The 18290-nt window shown below is 67.4% G+C and carries 15 protein-coding genes and 1 tRNA gene; 7 read left to right on the forward strand and 9 right to left on the reverse strand.

Features of this window, described 5'->3' with window-relative positions; all coding sequences use genetic code 11:
- The first annotated feature begins 28 nt into the window (after positions 1–28).
- The 5 genes from AC2YHA_RS03355 to AC2YHA_RS03375 all read left to right on the forward strand — a co-directional run bounded on the left by AC2YHA_RS03355 (position 29) and on the right by AC2YHA_RS03375 (position 2355).
- Positions 29–688, forward strand: a complete 660-nt coding sequence (locus tag AC2YHA_RS03355) for a ComF family protein (protein ID WP_487400366.1) — start codon at positions 29–31, stop codon at positions 686–688.
- Between the two features lie 34 nt (positions 689–722).
- The gene (grxC, locus tag AC2YHA_RS03360; protein WP_487401692.1) at positions 723–980 is read left to right on the forward strand and encodes a glutaredoxin 3; all 258 of its coding nucleotides are present in this window, start codon (positions 723–725) and stop codon (positions 978–980) included.
- Complete coding sequence (locus tag AC2YHA_RS03365; RefSeq protein ID WP_487400367.1) at positions 977–1801, forward strand: carbon-nitrogen hydrolase family protein; 825 nt, start codon at positions 977–979, stop codon at positions 1799–1801. The genes grxC and AC2YHA_RS03365 overlap by 4 nt, the downstream gene beginning before the upstream one ends.
- A complete protein-coding gene (locus tag AC2YHA_RS03370; RefSeq protein WP_487400368.1) occupies positions 1798–2229 on the forward strand; it encodes a DUF1178 family protein in 432 nt (143 codons plus the stop codon). The genes AC2YHA_RS03365 and AC2YHA_RS03370 overlap by 4 nt, the downstream gene beginning before the upstream one ends.
- Positions 2230–2278: 49 nt before the next feature.
- Positions 2279–2355, forward strand: a tRNA-Arg gene (locus AC2YHA_RS03375).
- A gap of 7 nt (positions 2356–2362) precedes the next feature.
- Here the strand turns inward: AC2YHA_RS03375 and AC2YHA_RS03380 are convergent.
- The 6 genes from AC2YHA_RS03380 to AC2YHA_RS03405 all read right to left on the reverse strand — a co-directional run bounded on the left by AC2YHA_RS03380 (position 2363) and on the right by AC2YHA_RS03405 (position 11682).
- Positions 2363–3697 (reverse strand): L,D-transpeptidase family protein, encoded by a 1335-nt coding sequence (locus tag AC2YHA_RS03380; protein WP_233782875.1) that lies wholly within the window; start codon positions 3695–3697, stop codon positions 2363–2365.
- A gap of 5 nt (positions 3698–3702) precedes the next feature.
- The gene (locus AC2YHA_RS03385; RefSeq protein WP_233782874.1) at positions 3703–3951 is read right to left on the reverse strand and encodes a hypothetical protein; all 249 of its coding nucleotides are present in this window, start codon (positions 3949–3951) and stop codon (positions 3703–3705) included.
- A gap of 159 nt (positions 3952–4110) precedes the next feature.
- A complete protein-coding gene (locus tag AC2YHA_RS03390) occupies positions 4111–5637 on the reverse strand; it encodes a cation:proton antiporter (RefSeq protein WP_487400369.1) in 1527 nt (508 codons plus the stop codon).
- Positions 5638–5833: 196 nt separating this feature from the next.
- Positions 5834–7264, reverse strand: a complete 1431-nt coding sequence (locus AC2YHA_RS03395; RefSeq protein ID WP_487400370.1) for an efflux transporter outer membrane subunit — start codon at positions 7262–7264, stop codon at positions 5834–5836.
- A 5-nt stretch (positions 7265–7269) separates the two neighbouring features.
- Positions 7270–10455, reverse strand: a complete 3186-nt coding sequence (locus AC2YHA_RS03400; RefSeq protein WP_487400371.1) for an efflux RND transporter permease subunit — start codon at positions 10453–10455, stop codon at positions 7270–7272.
- A 6-nt stretch (positions 10456–10461) separates the two neighbouring features.
- Positions 10462–11682 (reverse strand): efflux RND transporter periplasmic adaptor subunit, encoded by a 1221-nt coding sequence (locus AC2YHA_RS03405; RefSeq protein ID WP_487400372.1) that lies wholly within the window; start codon positions 11680–11682, stop codon positions 10462–10464.
- 106 nt (positions 11683–11788) lie between these two features.
- On the opposite strand from AC2YHA_RS03405, the gene AC2YHA_RS03410 reads away from it, so the two are divergent.
- Positions 11789–12406 carry a TetR/AcrR family transcriptional regulator gene (locus AC2YHA_RS03410; RefSeq protein WP_487400373.1) on the forward strand — a complete coding sequence of 206 codons (618 nt, stop codon included), beginning with the start codon at positions 11789–11791 and terminating at the stop codon, positions 12404–12406.
- Between the two features lie 200 nt (positions 12407–12606).
- Here AC2YHA_RS03410 and AC2YHA_RS03415 read toward each other — a convergent pair whose 3' ends face one another.
- From AC2YHA_RS03415 to AC2YHA_RS03425, 3 genes are all read right to left on the reverse strand, one after another.
- On the reverse strand, positions 12607–13395 hold the full coding sequence (locus tag AC2YHA_RS03415; RefSeq protein ID WP_487400374.1) for a SapC family protein: 789 nt from the start codon (positions 13393–13395) through the stop codon (positions 12607–12609).
- 384 nt (positions 13396–13779) lie between these two features.
- The gene (locus AC2YHA_RS03420) at positions 13780–14058 is read right to left on the reverse strand and encodes an SWIB/MDM2 domain-containing protein (protein ID WP_233782867.1); all 279 of its coding nucleotides are present in this window, start codon (positions 14056–14058) and stop codon (positions 13780–13782) included.
- A gap of 355 nt (positions 14059–14413) precedes the next feature.
- A complete protein-coding gene (locus AC2YHA_RS03425; protein ID WP_487400375.1) occupies positions 14414–17377 on the reverse strand; it encodes a TonB-dependent receptor in 2964 nt (987 codons plus the stop codon).
- A gap of 238 nt (positions 17378–17615) precedes the next feature.
- On the opposite strand from AC2YHA_RS03425, the gene folE reads away from it, so the two are divergent.
- The gene (folE, locus tag AC2YHA_RS03430) at positions 17616–18236 is read left to right on the forward strand and encodes a GTP cyclohydrolase I FolE (protein ID WP_233782865.1); all 621 of its coding nucleotides are present in this window, start codon (positions 17616–17618) and stop codon (positions 18234–18236) included.
- Positions 18237–18290 lie beyond the last annotated feature (54 nt).

Genomic DNA, 18290 nt, shown 5'->3' on the forward strand with positions numbered 1-18290 from the left:
GCCGCCGCGTTGTCCAGGGTGTGGTGCCGTGGTCGAAGCGGACCACCGCTTCTGCGCCGCCTGCTGGGCGTCGTTCGATTTCCTGGGACCGCCGTGGTGCGCGGGCTGCGCGCTGCCGTTCGAGTTCGATCGCGGCGAGGAGGCGCTGTGCGGCGCCTGCCTGGCCGATCCGCCGCCCTATGCCGGCGCCCGCGCCGCGGTGGCTTATGGCGAGATCGCCAAGACGGTGGCGCTGCGGCTCAAATATGGCGGGCGCAGCGCCTTTGCCGAGACGGCGGCGCGGCAGATGGCGCGGCTGCTGCCCGGTGATGCGCAGCTGATCGTGCCGGTGCCGCTCCATCGCTGGCGGCTCTGGTCGCGCGGGTACAACCAGGCGGCGCTGATCGCCGGCGGGCTGGCGAAGGGGAGCGGCATCCCGCATGAGCCACGGCTGCTGCTGCGCGCCAAGGCGACGCCGGTATTGCGCGGAATGGGGCCGCGCCAGCGGGCGAAGGCAGTCGCGGGAGCGTTCGCGCTGGCCGACGGGGCAGGGGAGCGGCTCAGCGAGAAGCACGTCGTGCTGGTCGATGACGTCTATACCACGGGCGCGACAGTGGCCGCCTGTACCCGCGTCCTGCTCAAGGGCGGTGCGGCGCGGGTGACGGTGCTCGCCTGGGCGCGGGTGATCGAGCGCCAAGCAAATGATTGACAAGACGGGCTTCCGCCCACACCTCTCCGCCATCATGGCGAAGGTCGAAATCTACACCAAGGCATTCTGTCCCTATTGCACGCGCGCCAAGCGGCTGCTCGGCGAGAAGGGCGTGGCGTACGAGGAGTTCGACATCACCATGGGCGGCCCCCGCCGCGCCGAGATGATCCAGCGCGCCGATGGGCGAACCACCGTGCCTCAGGTCTTCATCGACGGTCGCCATGTCGGCGGATCGGACGATCTGGCCGCGCTGGATCGCGAGGGATCGCTGGATCGGTTCCTCGCGGCATGAAGGCGGCCCTGCTCCAAATGACCAGCGGGATCGACCCCGCGGCGAACGCGCGCACCATCGTATCGGCAGTGGCCGAGGCGAAGGCGGCCGGCGCGGCGATGCTGTTCACGCCGGAGATGTCCAACCTGATCGACCGCGACCGCGATCGTGCGGCGGAGTCGATCGTGCGCGCCGAGGACGATCCGGTGCTGGCGGCGGTGCGCGGCGCGGCGGCGGAGCAGGGGCTGTGGGTGCATCTCGGCTCACTGGCGGTGCTGGCGGACGATGGGCGCTTCGCCAACCGCAGCTTCGTGATCGACGATACGGGCGCGATCCGCGCCACCTACGACAAGCTCCATCTGTTCGACGTCGACCTGCCCACCGGCGAGAGCTGGCGCGAGTCGGCCGCCTATGCGCCGGGCGAGCGTGCGGTGACGGCGGAGACGCCGCTCGGCACCTTGGGCCTGTCGATCTGCTACGACCTGCGCTTTCCCGCGCTCTTCCAGGCGCTGAGCGGGGCGGGGGCGACGATCCTGGCGGTGCCGGCGGCGTTCACGGTGCCGACGGGTATGGCGCACTGGCATACGCTGCTCCGAGCGCGCGCTATCGAATCTGCCGCTTTCGTGGTCGCCGCGGCGCAGGTCGGCAATCACGACGACGGCCGCGCCACCTATGGCCATTCGCTGGTGATCGATCCCTGGGGCGGTGTGTTGCTCGACATGGGGAGCGAGGCGGGACTGGGCTTTGCCGAGATCGATCCGGCGCGTGTGGCCGACACCCGCGCGCGCATCCCGGTGCTCGCGCATCGCCGCGCGATTCCTCCGGTGGAGGCGGCGCGATGATCGCGTTCGACCTCAAATGCGCCAGCGGCCATGTGTTCGAGGCGTGGTTCGCCTCCAGCACGGCCTATGAGGAGCAGCGCGCAGGATCGCTGATTGCCTGTCCGATGTGCGGCGTCAGCGACGTAGCGAAGGCGGTAATGGCGCCCAACGTCGCGTCCAAGGGCAATCGCCGCGACGCCCGGCCGACGCCGGAGGCGGTGAAGGCGGCGCTGGCGGCCATCGCGGCCGAGCAGGCGGAGGCGCTCAAGACCTCGCAATGGGTCGGCATGGCCTTCGCTGACAAGGCGCGCGCGATGCATCTCGGCGACGAGCCGGCCGGGCCGATCCACGGCCAGGCGACTCCCGATCAGGCGAAGGCGCTGGTCGAGGAAGGCGTGCCGGTGGCGCCGCTGCTGGTGCCGGTGGTCCCGCCCGAGACGCTCAACTGAGCGCGCGCGATTGACCCTCGGCGGCGCGCCTACTACCAGCCTCTCCGGCGCCCTCGTAGCTCAGCAGGATAGAGCAACGGTTTCCTAAACCGCAGGTCGGAGGTTCGAATCCTCTCGAGGGCACCATCGCCCTTCAGCCGTCCCGCCCATACACGTCGTTGCGAAAGGCCAGACCCGCGTCCGTCGCGGTCGCGGTGATGTAGGTCAGGTAAACCGGGGTCGGCACTGGAAGCGGCACCGCCTGTTCCGGCGTCTTCGCCGTCCCGAGCGGCTTCTGGAGCAGCCAGCGGCCGAGTTCCGCCGCATTCTCCAGCCGGATGCAGCCGTTGCTGAAATGGCGGTCGTCCTTGCGCAGCAGGTCGCGCTTGGGCGTGTCGTGCAGATAGATCCCCTCCTTGTTCGGGAAGAGGAACTTGACCTTCCCCATCGAATTGGCCGGGCCGGGCAGCTCGCGCAGGCGCACTTCCTCTTCGCCGGCCGCCACCGCGTGCCAGTCGATCGCCCTGGAATCGAGCGTGCGCGGCGAGGCGCTCCAGTCGGACAGCGCCTCCATCTTCATCGAGGCGAGCGAGCGGCCGCCCAGCACCTTGGGCGCGATGTCGTTGCGGGCGAGATAGGTCGGCACGTTCCAATAGGGATTGAGGATCGCCCATTGCAGCGTGCCGGCGAGCATCGGTGTCTGCGTCTCGCGTGCGCCGACAACGACGCGCATCGTCCCGACCTGCTTTCCCGCCTCATAATACCAGAGCCGGCCGGAGGAGGCATCGACGACGACATGGCGGGTCCAGGGACCCGGAAGCAGCCGTGCGCGATCGAGATTAAGGCGCAGGCGTTCCATTTCCTGCTCGGATGCGCCGACCTTGCGGGCCCGCGCCGCCAGTGCGCGCAGGCGGACGTACTGGTCGCTCATCCAGCCCATGTCGGCGACATAGTCGCCGAACGACTTGGGGAAGGCGGCGGCGCGTAGGACCGTCTCGGTGCGGAGCTTTTTCGGCTTCAGCTTGCGGTCCGCATAGATCATGCCGACGTCGCGCGGTCGGCGCTGGTCCTGGACGTAGCGCGCGAAGGCTTCCGAGAGCGCGAGCTCGGCGCGAGCGACCGCCCGCGGGTCGCCGCTGCGCGCCTGGCCGACGAGATCGCGGAGCTCACCGACATCGTAGGATGAAGGCTCGAGCCCGTCGAGCTCGGCCGAGTTCAGATAGCCGATCAGCGTGTCAGTGGCGCGTCCGAACCGGCCGTCCGGCGCCCATAGCGGCCGGAAGCCGCGGCTGGCGTAGAAGCGCTTGAGCGAGCCATTGGCTTCCTCCCGAATGGCTGACACGATCGCGTCGGATATGGCCGGGACGCGGGCGGAGCGCGCGGTCCTTTGTCCTGCCGGTGCCGCGGCGGTCGCCTGGCCGGCGAAGAAGGCAGCAATCGCGATGGCGAGGCAGAGGGGAGTGCGGCGCCGCCGCACTCCCGGAAGCATGGTGGTCAGCCCCGTTCTCCCAGACGGGTCGGTGCCGGCGGAGGCGGCGGCAGGGCCGGCGCGGCGTTGGGATGATAGATGCCGTCGGCGGTGTAATAGCCGTCGACGATGCCGTCGCCGTCGCGGTCCGCCGCGGTGCTGCCCGGAACCGCTCCGGGCGGTGGCGGCGGCGCCGACGCGACCTGTTCCTCCTTGGCGCAAGCCGCGAGCGTGAGCGCGCCCAGGCTCGCCAGCATGATGGGTCGGAAACGCATATGTCACATCCCTTCAAGCGCGTCCGGTCTCTGAGGCCGGTACGCATGGTCACCCCCAGCGGGAGAGGAACTCGCCGGGAGCCCGCCCGCCATCCCGGGAGCGACCAACGGTGCGCGATGCGCGACGACCTGCGACGGATGTGGCGGCGATGTCGGCGATCAGCTCTCGGCGATACGCCGCTCGTCGTCGCTCGCCACCGAGAGCTGCTTCCAGTCGAGCTCCTCCTGGAGCTGGAGATAGGCATCGGCGCCGACGCGGTTCTCGGCGCGCAGGCGGTCGAGCCGCTCGCGCTGGGCGAGCACTGCCGCGAGCGCTAGGCCTTGGCGGCGATCGAGCGACGGCGAACTGCGCCGGCCGTCGCGGAATTGCTCGTAGAGACCGCGCAACTGCCCAGCCTCTTCGCCGGGCTCGTCCTCGAGCCGTTCGAGCGCGGCGCCGGCGAGGGCGATGCGCGCCTGGACGATCTCGTTCTCGGCCTCGGCGGTGCGGCTGATGCCGAAGAAGCGGATGAAGGGCGCGAGCGTCGCTCCCTGCACGACCAACGTCACCAGCACGACCGCGAAGGCGGCAAGGACGACGGTGTTGCGCTCGGGAAAGTCGGCCGGAAGCGCGAAGGCGGTGGCGAGGGTGACGAGACCTCGCATTCCCGTCCAGCCGAGCAGGAAGGTTTCGGCGCGGGAAAGACGCTCGGTCTCCTCGCCGTGGCGAGGGGTGACTGCCCAGCGATAGCCGAACGAGATCACCAGCCGCACCACGATCGCCGCCAGCACCACCGCGCCCGCGAACCAGGCGGCGCGGGCGAATTCGGCGGCGTCCATCGCCGCCACGATGCGCCGCGCCTGCAGGCCCATCAGCAGGAAGGCGAGGACGTTGAGCAGGAACACCACGGTCGTCCACACCGCGAAGGAATGGACGCGCATCCGCGGGGAATCGCTCGCCCTGGCACGGGAAGCGATCGTCATCGCGCTCGCCACCACGGCGAGGACGGCGGACAGGTGCAGATGCTCGGCGATGATCCAGGTGAGGAAAGCGTGGACGAACTGGAGCAACGTCGCGCCCACGGTATTGCCGACCAGCGGCTGCAGCCGCGAGACGAGCCAGCCATAGGCGATGCCGAACAGGATGCCGCCCGGCGCGGCGAGGGCGAGCTGCGCGGCCGTGCCGCCATCGAGCCCGCCGCGCTGCTGCACCGTCAGCGCGGCGGTGAACAGCAGCAGCGCGGTCGCGTCGTTGAACAGGCTCTCGCCCTTCAGCAACGCGTCGATGCGGCGCGCGACCGGCAGGTTGACGAGGACCGCCGTCGCCGCGGCGGCATCGGGCGGCGCGACGATCGCACCCAGGGTCAGCGCGGCGGCGAGCGGCAGGCCGAGCATCCCGACGCCGATGCCGGCGACCGCCAGCGCCGTCACGATCACCGCAACGACGGCATAGACGACAAGCGGCGCCAGCAGCTTGCGTGCGGCGCCGATCGGGTAGTCGTATGCGGCATCGATCAGCACCGGCGCGAGGAACAGCGCGAGCGCGGTTTCCGGCGCGATCAGGATCGACGGCGCGCCCGGGATCATGCCGACCGCGACTCCCGCGGCGGCGAGCAGCGTGGGGTAGGGGAGTCCGAGCCTGCGCGAGACCTGCAGCAGCAGGACCGCCACCAGCATCAGCGCGAGGAGGCTCTCGAAGAAGGTCACGCGCGGGAGCCTAGATCAAGACTCCGCTTTCGCAACTATCAACCCGGAGTGCCGTAGCTTGAGCGCGGCCTCCCTTCCACGTCATTCCCGCGAAGGCGGGAATCCATTCTGGCTGGCCGTCGTGAGTCTCACCAACTGCAGCGACAATGGATTCCCGCCTTCGCGGGAATGACAAAGGATAGGGTCGTCGCGGCGATCAGTTCAGCCCGCCGCCCAGCGAACGATAGAGCTCGACCAGATTGCTCGCCTGGGTGAACCGCGTCGTCACGAGCTGCTGCTGGGTCGCATAGGCGGTGCGCTGCGCGTCGAGGGTGGTGAGGAAGGAATCGACCCCCGCCCGGAAGCGCGCATCGGACAGCCGCGCGGCGACCTGCGCCGCCTCGACCCGCGCGGTCTGCGCCGAGAGCTGATCGCCGATCTTGCCGCGCTGGGCGAGCGCGTCGGAGACCTCGCGGAAGGAGGTCTGGATCGCCTTCTCATAGGTCGCGACCGCCACCTGCTGCGACGCCTTGGCATAGTCGAGGTTGCCCGCCCGGCGTCCGCCGTCGAACAGCGGCAGCGACGCGCTCGGCTGCGCATTGTAGGTGAAACTGCCGCCCGAGAAGAGGCTCGACAGCGCGGTGCCGATCGTGCCGATCGTCGTGGTCAGCGAGATCGTCGGGAAGAAAGCCGCGCGCGCTGCGCCGATATTGGCGTTCTCGGCGATCAGCTGATGCTCGGCGCGCAGCACGTCGGGACGGCGCAGCAGCACCTCCGACGACAGGTTGGCAGGCAATGCGTCGCGTGTGACCGGCTCCGCGCCGAGGCTGGTCGGGAGCTGCTCGGCGGGCACGGTAGTGCCGACCAGCAGGTTGAGCGCGTTCTGGTCCTGCGCGATGCGGGTCTCCAGCGTCGCGATGTCGTTGCGGGCGGACTGGTAGTTGGTCTCCGCCTGCCGCACCTCGAGCTCCGAACCGACGCCGACGCGGAACTGCTCGCGGGTGAGGCGCAGCGTCTCCTCGAAGGTGCGCAGCGTGTCGCGCGAGAGGCGGAGCTGCTCCTGGTCGGAGGCGAGGGTGAGCCACGCGGTGGCGATCTCCGCGATCAGGCTGATCCGCGTCGAGCGCTGCGCTTCCTCGCTGGCGAACACCTGCTCCTGCGCGGCCCGCGTCAAGTTGCGGATGCGGCCGAACAGATCGAGCTCGAAGGCGGAGAAGCCGGCGTTCAGCGAGTAGAATTCGAGGTTCGACGAAGTCGCGCCGGCACCTGCGCCCGCGCCTGCTCCGGCACCCGCACCCTGGATGTTGTTCGTATAGGTGCCGCTGCCCGTCACCGTGGTCGTCGGCACCTGGTCGGCACGCTGCGTGCGCAGCTGCGCCCGCGCCTGCAGCACATTCGCCGCCGCCACGCGCAGGTCGCGGTTGTTGTCGAGGCCCGTCTCGATCACCTGCCGCAGCCGCGGGTCGAGGAAGAAGTCCCGCCAACCGATCGCGGTGACGTCCGGCGCGTCGCTGGCGGCGCGCGGATAGACGCCGCCCTCCGGCAGCGCCGGCGGGACAGGGCTGGCGGGACGGGCGTATTTGGGCGCGAGATTGCATCCGGCGAGCATCGTCGCGCCCATCAGGAGAGCGAGAAGCGGCTTGGTCATTGCAATCAGGCTCCCTGCGGCGCGACGCCGCCATCATTGGGCCGGGGCTCGCCTTCGGGCGGGCTGGTTCGCTTGTCGACTTGGCCGTGGCCGAACAGCCGGCTCACCACCACGAAGAACATCGGCACGAAGAAGATCGCCAGCACGGTCGCCGACAACATGCCGCCGACCACCGCACGGCCGATCGCGTTCTGGCCGCCGGCACCCGCGCCGGTGGTGATCGCGAGCGGCAGCACACCGAACACGAAGGCGAAGCTGGTCATCAGGATCGGTCGCAAGCGCAGCCGTGCCGCCTCCATCGCCGCGTCGAACGCGGTCCAGCCGGCGCGCACGCGTTCCTCCGCGAACTCGACGATCAGGATCGCGTTCTTGGCCGAGACGCCGATCGTCGTGATCAGGCCGACCTGGAGGTAGATGTCGTTGTTGAGTCCCGTCAGCGTCGCCGCGAGCAGCGCGCCGAGCACGCCCAGCGGCACCACCAGCAGGACCGCGATCGGCACCGACCAGCTCTCGTAGAGCGCGGCGAGGCACAGGAACACGATCAGCAGCGACAGGCCATAGAGCGCGGGCGCCTGGCTCCCCGACAGCCGCTCCTCATAGGAGAGGCCGGTCCAGTCGAGCGCGGTGCCGGGCGGCAGCTTGGCATGGATGCCCTCCATCGCCGTCATCGCGTCGCCGGTGCTGACGCCGGGTGCCGCGCCGCCCTGAAGCTGGAGCGCGGGCTGGCCGTTGTAGCGGGTGAGCTGCACCGGCCCATTGACCCAGCTGAGATCGGAGAAGGCGGTGAACGGCGCCATCGTCCCGCTCGCCCCGCGCACATAGAGGTCGCCGATGCTCTCGGGCGACTGGCGATAGGGCTCGTCCGCCTGGAGGTAGACGCGCTTCACGCGCCCGCGGTCGATGAAGTCGTTGACATAGGCGCCGCCCCAGGCGGTCGCGATCGTCGTGTTGATCGCGGCGAGGTCGAGTCCGAGCGCGCCGGCCTTGTCCTGGTCGACGTTGACCTTCAGCTGCGGCGCGTCGTCCAGGCTCATCGGGCGCACCTGCGCCACGCGCTTCTCCTGCATCGACATGCCGAGCATCATGTTGCGCATCTGGGTGAGCTGCGCATGGCCGAGGTTGGAGCGGTCGACGAGCCAGGTATCGAAGCCGGTGGCGTTGCCGAGCTCCTGCACCGCGGGCGGCAGGAACGCGAACATCATCGCGTCCTTATATTGCATGAAGCTGCCCATCGCGCGCCCGGCGATCGCCTGCGCCGAGTTCTGCGCACCCTTGCGGTCCTTCCAGTCCTTGAGCTGGATGAAGGCGATGCCGGCGTTCTGCCCCTGGCCGGCGAAGGAGAAGCCGGCGACCGTGAAGATGCCTGTGACGTTCGCCTTCTCGTCCTTGAGGAAATGGTCGCGTACCACGTCCAGCGCCTTTTCCGTGCGCGGCAGCGTCGCGCCCGACGGGCCCTGGACCATCGCCATCAGCCATCCCTGATCCTCTTCGGGCAGGAAGCTGGTCGGCAGCCGATAGAACAGCGTGCCCATGCCCACCACGATCAGCAGATAGACCAGCGCCGAGCGCTTCCAGCTGCGCGTGGTGCCGCGCACGCCCTTGTCGTACTTGTGGCGGCCGCGATCGAACCAGTCGTTGAACCAGCGGAAGAAGCGGGCGAGGGGGCCGTTGCCCTCGTGCTTGTTGGGATCGTGCGGCTTCAGGATCGTGGCGCACAGCGCCGGGGTCAGGATCAGCGCGACCATCACCGACAGCGCCATCGCCGAGACGATGGTGATCGAGAACTGGCGGTAGATCACGCCGGTCGAGCCGCCGAAGAAGGCCATCGGCAGGAACACCGCGGACAGCACCGCGGCGATGCCGACCAGTGCGCCGGTGATCTCGTCCATCGACTTGCGCGCGGCGTCCTTGGGACTGAGCCCCTCGTCCTGGATCAGGCGTTCGACGTTCTCGACGACGACGATCGCGTCGTCGACCAGCAGGCCGATGGCGAGCACCATGCCGAACAAGGTCAGCGTGTTGATCGAATAGCCCGCGATCGACATCACCGCGAAGGTGCCGAGCAGCACCACCGGCACCGCGATCGTCGGGATCAGCGTCGCCCGCCAGTTCTGCAGGAAAAGGAACATGACGAGGAAGACGAGGACCACCGCCTCGACCAGCGTCTCGACCACCTGCTCGATCGACAGCCGGATGAAGGGCGTGCTGTCGAGCGGGTAGACCACCTTGATGTCCGACGGGAACTGCTTGGCGATCTGCTCGACCTCGGCCTTCACCGCGTCGACCGTGTTGAGCGCGTTGGCGCCCGGCGCCAGCATCACCGCGAAACCCGACGCAGGCTTGCCGTTGTAGAGCGGAGCGAAACCGTAGACTTCCGCCCCGAGCTCGAGGCGCGCGACGTCGCGCAGCCGCACGACCGCGCCGTCGGACGAGGTCTTGAGGCGGATCGCACCGAACTGTTCGGGCGTCTGCAGGCGCGACTGGACCGAGACGGTCGCGTTCAGCATCTGCTCCTTGGGCGCGGGCGGCGCGCCGATCTGGCCGGCGGAAACCTGCGCATTCTGCGCCTGCAACGCGTTGCTGATGTCGCCGATGGTCAGGCTGTAGTTGGCCAGCTTGATCGGATCGACCCAGACGCGCATCGCATATTGGCCGCCGAAGGTCTGGAGCGAGCCGACGCCGTTCACACGGCTGATCGGGTCCTGAAAGCGCGAGATGACATAGTCGGCGAGGTCGACCGAGTTGTGCGAGCCGTCCTCGGAATAAAGGCCGACGATCAGCAGGAAGGCGGCCGACGACTTCTGCACCTGGACGCCCTGGCGCTGCACCTCCTGCGGCAGCAGCGAGGTCGCCGCCTGGATCTTGTTCTGCACTTGCACCTGAGCGATGTCGGGGTTGGTCCCCTGCTCGAAGGTGAGGGTGATCGTCGCGCTGCCGGACGAGGAGGACGACGACGAGAAGTAGCGCAGGTGATCGATGCCCTTGAGCTGCTGCTCGATGATCTGCGTCGTCGTTCGCTCCATCGTCTCCGCGTCGGCGCCGGGATAGGTGGCGGTGATCGTCACCGCCGGCGCTGCGATCGTCGGGAACTGCTCGATCGGCAGGCTGCGCAGCGCGAGCACGCCGCCCAGCATCAGGATGATGGCGATGACCCACGCGAAGATGGGCCGGTCGATGAAATAGCGTGACATGGCCGGTTACTTCGCCTGTGTCTGGTTGCCTTGCGGCTGATTGGCCTGAGCCTGACCCTCACCTGCCGGCGCGGCGCCCTGCGGCTGCTGGCCGCCCGGCGCCTGGTTGCCGGCGTTCTCCTGGAAGGGAACGGCCTTGACCGGCGTGCCGGGCTGGAGGTTCTGCGCGCCCTCGACGACCACGCGGTCGCCGGGCTTGAGGCCCGCAGTGACCAGCCAGTTCTGGCCGACCGTCCGCGGCGCGGTGAGCGTGCGCGGTTGGAGCTTGCCGTCGGCGCCGACCACCAGCGCGGTGGCATTGCCCTTCTCGTCGCGCGTCACGCCGCGCTGCGGCACCAGCATGCCGTTGGACTTGATGCCCTGGACCAGCTCGGCGCGGACATACATCCCCGGCAGCAGCAGCCCGCGCGGATTCGGGAAGACCGCGCGGATCACCTGGCTGCCGGTCGTCGGATCGACCGTCACGTCGGTGAACTTGAGCGTGCCCTCGACCGGATAGGTCGATCCGTCCTCCAGCTTCAGCCGCACGCGCGCGTTGCCGCCGGAGGCGAGCTCGCCCGACATGATCTGCTGGCGCAGCCTGAGCAGGTCGGCGCTCGACTGCTGGATGTCGACATAGATCGGATCGAGCCGCTGGATGACGGCGAGCGCATCGGCCTGCGCCGCCGAGACCAGCGCGCCGGTGGTGAAGGCGGAGCGGCCGATCCGGCCCGAGATCGGCGCGCGGATGGTGGTGCGGGCGAGATCGATCTCGGCGCTGCGCAATGCCGCCTGCTGCGCTGCGACATCGGCCTGCGCCTGCTGCGCGCTGGTGATGGCGTTCTCGGCGTCCTGGCGGGAGATGGCGTTGATCTTGACCAGTTCGCCGTAGCGCCGCGCGAGCGCCTGCGACGAGGCGATCGCCGCCCGCGCCCGAGCCAGCGCCGCACGGGCGTTGGCGACCTGCGCCTCATAGGGCTTGGGATCGATGCGGTAGAGCGGTTGCCCCGCGCGCACATAGTCGCCTTCCTCGAACAGGCGGGCGAGGATGATGCCGTTGACCTGCGGACGCACGTCCGAGGTCTCATAGGCGCTGGTGCGGCCCGGCAGCTCGGTGCTGAGCGTCACCGGCTCCTCGCGCACCGTCACGACTCCGACCTGCGGCGGACCGGGCGGCGGTTGCTGCGGTGCACCACCACAGCCTGCGAGCAGCAACGTGATTCCGATCGCGGAAGCGATATTTTTCATGGACTTACCTGCAGGCTGTGATTATATGTGAACGATCATTCACTTGTGTGTCGGCGCCGACTAGTCCGCCGGCAGGGTCGTTGTCAAGCCGGAGGGAAAGATACAGATGAACACGGCGCTCGTCGAGAATGCGGCGCGTGCGAGCCGGGCCGACGTGCGGCGCCGGCATGTGATCGAGACGGCACGGGCGCTTTTCATCGAGCATGGCTTTCACCGCACCGGCGTCGCGCAGATCGCTGCCGCGTCGGGAATCAAGGTCGGCCAGATCTACCGCGACTTCGAGAGCAAGGAGGACGTGATCGCCGCCATTTGCGAGGAAGGCGTCGCGGAATGGATCGAGGAGGATGTCCTCGCCCAGGCCGTCGCCAAGGGCGATCTCCCCGCGATCCGCTGCTGGATCAAGCGATTCGGTACGGTTGACGACACCGCCGAGAAGTGCCGGATGATGACCGAGATCCTGGCCGAAGCGGGCCGCAACGATCGTGTCGCGGCGATCATGCGCACGATGGACGCGCGTATCCGCCGGAACCTGTCGGCCGCGCTCGCTGCGCTCGCTCCGGCGAAGGAGCGGACCGACAAATGCGCAACGCTCATCGACTTCATCCTGGCGCAGGGCTTCGGCGTGATGGCGCGCATGGTCGTTCATCCCGACATGAAGACGGAGCCGCTCGGCCATTACATTACCGCCGTCATCGAACGCGAGATCGACGAGCTGTCGCGTTAAGCGGAATCTGAACCGATCCGGATTGAAACGTCATCCCGGCGAAAGCCGGGATCTCAGGCGGCGGTCGTACTATAGCCTCGGGAGATCCCGGCTTTCGCCGGGATGACGGCAATTGGAAACAAAAAAGCGCCGGCCGCTCTTGGCGTCCGGCGCTTTCCCCCTTTCGGGATGCCCTAACCGGGCTCTATGACGGTTCCGCGTCAGGCGTTGGCAGCCTCGATCGCCGAGGCCGGCACCGGCGCGTTACCCTGCTGCGCCTGCTTGGCGAACAGATCGCGCATCAGGCTCAGCGAGAAGAGATGGGCATAGACCAGCGGCAGCATCCCCGACTGCACCATCTTGCGCAGCTGGTCGCCGCGCAGCTCGGTGAGCTTCTTCTCGTCGACCATCTGGAAGCCGCGGTAGATGAACGGCTGCGCCGCGCCGTCGGGCTGGATCTGGACCTCGCCGTCGATCAGCAGCTCGAGCTGCTTGAGCTCGGCCATGAACTGCGACGTGCGCTGGCCGGCCTGCTCGAACTGCTCGGCAAAGCCCAGGATCGCCTTGGTCACTTCGGTCGGCTCGCCGTTCTCGAACAGCTTCTCGCCTTCATCGAACGCGCCGATCGTATCCGACGACGGATCGAAGCACAGCGACAGCTCGTCCGCATCCGGGCGCAGCCGCGCCAGCATATAGGGATAGCGGCGGATATAGGCCGGGACGTAGGTCTCCTGATCGCGCAGCTTGCCCTCGCTGTCGATGAAGACGTTGACGCCCTCGTTGAGACCCATCAGCGCGAGCGGGATCGGATCGTCGCCGACCGAGAACACGATCGGCATGCGGCGCTGGACCAGCGGGAATTCCTCGACCGTCAGCGGCACGGCGTGCTGGGTGGCGAGGAACGGCGCGGCATTGGTCTGGCGCACGCGCCAGTCGGCGTGGGTCTGGCTCGAGAGCGGCTGAAGGTCGTTGTAGAACAGCGGAAGCTGGGCGGCCGGATTGGTGGCCATCGAAGGTCTCTCCTGCGGGAGTTGGAATCTTTGCCGCCCGGCGCACGCTGCGTCTGACGATCACCGCTTACTAGGCGGAGCGCGGGGCGGCCGCAAGCTGTTGAGAGGGGCGGACTTGGCTTTGGAAGCCTTTGTGGCCGCGCCACGGCCTGGGACGGCCTAAATCGTCATGCCGGACTTGTTCCGGCATCCACGTCTCCACAAGGAATGGCGCTGCGGTTTCGGCTGGAACCGCGAAAGCTACGCTTGGTTGCCCCGTGGACCCCGGAACAGGTCCGGGATGACGGTGGAGGGGGCGGACATGGTCCAGTCCCCTCAATTTGCCGGCGCCGCGCGCCCGGCAGGCGGTCCGGCGGCGAGGGTATCGCCGCCGGGCGCTTGGGCTCACGCCTTGACGTGGCCGCTGATGTGCTTGTTCATCTCGAACATCGTGGCCTTGTCCTTGCCGAAGATCTTCTTCAGCTTGTCGTCGGCCAGGATCTCGCGCTTGTTCGCCGGGTTCTGAAGGTTGTTCGCCTTGATGTGAGCCCAGATCTTGCTGACGATCTCGCTGCGCGGCAGCGGGCCGTTGCCGACGATCGCGGCGAGCTCCGGAGACGGAGTCACCGGCGCGGTGATCCCCCCACGAGCGCCGCCGGACTTCTTGGTGGCTTCCTTTGCCATGTTCTTCTCCCACTCATCGCGAGGGGCCTACCCCCGCGTTCATTCCTTGATAAGCGCCGACGGCCTGGCGCTGCCTCCCGCCGTTGTCGCTTCGCGTGATGTATTGCGGATTTTCGCCGGATGCACGCGTCTTGTGACGGTTATCCACGTATTTGGAGCCTGTTTCTTCGTCGATATCCCTTGCCATGTGCCGTCAAGGGATTTCCAGCGGACCCGGCCGCGCTTGTGAAGCGCTTTTGGTACAGTCGCCCGCTCCGGTGCGGTGAAGCGTCCGTCCGGTGCGGTCGACTGCATCGAGACGGCGAGAAAAAGGGGCGGGCGCCGTGCACCCGCCCCTTCTCCTCCCCTCCGCCGATCAGAAGCGGAAACCGGCAGCGATGCCGTAGCGCCGCGGCTCGATCGTGAAGACGTTGGTGTAGAGACCCGACGCCTGATCGCCGGTATATTGGCCGGTGACCGCGTTGTTGTTGGTCAGGTTCTGCACGAAGCCGCGCAGATACCACCGGTCGTCGGCGCCGTTCAGCGTGATCTGCGCGTTGATCACCTCATAGGCGGGCAGGCGGTCCATCTGGCGGTTGAACACGCTGGCGTAGCTGTTGCCGGTGAAGTTGAGGTCGGCGCGCGGCACCAGCGACATGCCGTTGGCGAAGTCGATGGTGTACTGCGCCCCCACCGACGCCTTGTAGGTCGGCGCGCCGGGCAGCTTGTTGCCGCGGATGTTCACGTCGACGCCGCTGCCCAGGACGGTGAAGGGCAGCGAGTTGGCGGCCACCGCTGCCTGCAGCACCGAACAGACGCTGAACGCACCCGTGGTATTGGTGCCCGGCACCGGTGTCGGCGCGCGCAGGCCGAGCTGGGAATTGACCTGGGTGACGAAGCCGTTCACCGCCGCCGCGCTGCCGCTGTTGGACACGACCGCGCAGTTGGCCGCGTTCGAGATGTCCTTGATGATCACCGCGTCCGACCGGCCGCCCGACGGATCGCGCGGATCGGCGATGAACTTGTCGTCCGACACCTTCGAGTGCAGGTAGCTGAAGTTCGCATTGACCACGAACTTGCGGACCGGGCTGATGATCGCCTCCGCCTCGACACCATAGATGTCGGCATTGACATTGTCGTTGACCGCCGTGCGCGAGACGATGCGGCTGAGCTGTAGGCTGTTGTACTTGTAGTAGAAGGCGGTGACGTTGAGCCGGAGCTTGCCATTGGCGAAGGTATTCTTGCTGCCGATCTCGAACGCATCGACCTTCTCGGGCGTGAACGTGATCGGCACCGCGAACGACGGCGACAGCGGCGGGTTGATGCCGCCCGACTTATATCCGCGCGAATAGGATGCGTAGAGCAGGTTGTCGGGCGTGATGCGATAGTCGAGCACCGCGCGGCCGGTCAGCCGGTTGAACTTGACCTTGTTGATCGCGAAGTCCTGCGCGCCCGGCGTGTTCGCGTCGAAATCGAGATTGGCGTAGTTGACCGCGTCGGTGAAGGAATCGCTGCCATAAGGGATGAACACCCCTTGGCCGATCGCATCCGAGAGCAGGGTGCTGCGCGCCCGCACATATTTCTCATCGTGGTTGTAGCGCAGGCCCAGCGTCAGCTTCACCTTATCGTTGAATTCGAAATAGGTCTCGCCGAACACGCCCCACGACTTCAGGTGGAAGAAGTCGGTGTTGTTCCGGAAGAACGGCGACCCGCGGTAGACCGGCGGATAGTCCGTATCGCCGGCAGCCCAATGCGCGATCGTCTGCCCGGCGCCAAGGATCGCCGCGGCATAATCCAGGCCGAAGCTGTTGACGTAATAGCTGTTGTTGTAGGTCTTGCTGTCGAAATAGATACCGCCGAGCAGGAAGTTGAACATCCCGTCGAAATGGCTGTCGATATGCGCTTCGGCGGAATATTGCTTCACCTTCTGGCTCGATTCGTCGAAATCGAGGCTGGTCGGATAGCAGCCGATCGACGCCCCACCGAACACGCCGAGGTTATTGGGATCGGGCGCCGACTGGCACAGGCCGCCGGTCGGACCATTGGGGATCAGCGTGTTGCGGATCGCCTGGAAGAGCGGTTGGTACGGCGACGGGTTGCTTGCATAGAGTTCCAGCGCCTGAAGCGCGGAGGTGGAGAAGCTGCTGACCGCCAGGTTGTAGTCGGTACGCGAGCGGACCTCGTTCTCCATGTAGCCGCCGGTCATGTTGAGCGAGACCGAACCGAAATCGTGGAAGAACTTGGCGGTGTACTGCTGCTCCTTGGCGAAATAGGTCGGCTCGAAATCGATGTCGACCGTGCGCATGCCGCGCGGGTTGACGACGCCGGCATAGGCGTCGTTGGGGTTGTAGAGGCTGCCGGTCGAGAGCGGCCGGAACAGCCCCGCGGCGGCGCCGAAGTTGAGGTTGATCACCTCGGTCGAGGTGAAGATCGTGTTCAGCAGCGAGTTGCCGTTGGTGGTCTCGTTGGCCAGGCGGTCGGGCAGACAGCCGAGCACGCCGGTCGGATCGCGGTGGCAGAGCTGCTTCTGGATGCGCGAGCGGTCGTCCTTCTCGTGGAAATAATAGCCGATCAGGTCGAGCCGGGTGTTGGGATCCGGCTCCCACGAGATGGTGCCACGCACCGACCACAGATCGCGCCCGTCGATGTCGTTGCCGGTGTGGAGGTTCTTCGTATAGCCGTCGCGGTTGAGCCACATGCCGGCGACGCGCACGCCCAGCGTGCTCGCCAGCGGCACGTTCAGCATCGCCTTGGCCTGCTTGGAATCGTAGTTGCCGTATTCGAACTCGCCCGCGGCATGGATGCCGGAGAGGTCGGGCTTGGCAGTGATGAAGTTGACCACGCCCGAGGTCGCGTTGCGGCCGAACAACGTGCCTTGCGGTCCGCGCAGCACCTCGACGCGCTCGAGGTCGTAAAACTCGCTCTCGAACAGGCGGCTGCCGAGCAGGGGCATGTCGTTGACGTGGATCGCGGTCGCGCTGTCGCAGGTGACGCCCACGCACAGATCGCCGATGCCGCGGATGGTGAAGCTCGAGCTGGTGAAGTTGGTCTTGGTATAGGTGATGTTGGGCAGCGTCTGCTGCAGCGCGGTCGGGTTGACGATCTGCTGCTGCTGAAGGTTCTCGGCGGTGAAGGCCGACACCGCGATCGGCACGTCCTGGAGCCGTTCGGACTGGCGCTGCGCAGTGATGACGATGTCGGCGACGCCGCCCTGATCTTCGTCCGCCGTCTGCGTCGCCGCGGCTGGCGGCGCTTGCGTTGCGGCGGTATCCTGGGCGAAAGCGGGCGTGGCGGCGACCAAAGTCAACGCCGAAGCCGCAAGCAGCTCGAACTTCTTCATGGACATCCCCTCTCTTGTCCGCCGCCGGTCTTCGAGCCGGTCTAACGGGGTTGGAAAACCATACCGGAGATACTAACGCCCACGATTCTGAAGCGTCAATTGCATTTAACTCAGCTTTTCCGCGGTTTTTCCGGGCTGTGGCCAAGGTGAAACAGTTTCAATACAAGACCGATATTTGGAAAATCGCGACTGCCGTAACGGAAATCCGGCGGAAGCGACGCAGGAGACGAGAACGGACATGCATGGCGACGAACCCGACGACGGCGATCTGGTCGCTTCCGCCCCCAAGATTCCGGTGCCCGACGAGGTCGCGGAGGCGGTGCGGACGCTGATCCGCTGGGCCGGCGACGATCCGAATCGCGAAGGGCTGCTCGACACGCCGAAGCGCGTCGCGCGCGCGTGGAAGGAATATTGCCAGGGCTATGGCGAACACCCCTCGGAGCATCTGAGCCGCGTGTTCGAGGAAGTGGGCGGCTATGACGAGATCGTGCTGCTCAAGGACATTCCGTTCCAGTCGCATTGCGAGCATCACATGGCGCCGATCATCGGCCGGGCGCACATCGCCTATCTGCCGCAGGACCATGTCGTCGGCATCTCGAAGCTCGCGCGCGTGCTGCACGGCTTCGCGCGGCGGCTGCAGGTGCAGGAGCGGCTGACCGCCGAGGTCGCCGACTGCATCTGGGACAATCTCAAGCCGCGCGGCGTCGCGGTGGTGATCGAGGCGAGCCACGCCTGCATGACCGCGCGCGGCGTGCGCACGCCGGGCGTGGCGATGGTCACCAGCCGGATGATGGGCGTGTTCCGCGAGGACGATCGCAGCCGCAAGGAAGTGCTGGCGCTGATGGGGGTCAGGGACTGATGAACGGGACGGGACCGGCCGCCATGTGACAGCCGGTCCCGAACCTCTCCTCGC

This window comes from Sphingomonas sp. SRI_018 (assembly GCF_057586275.1).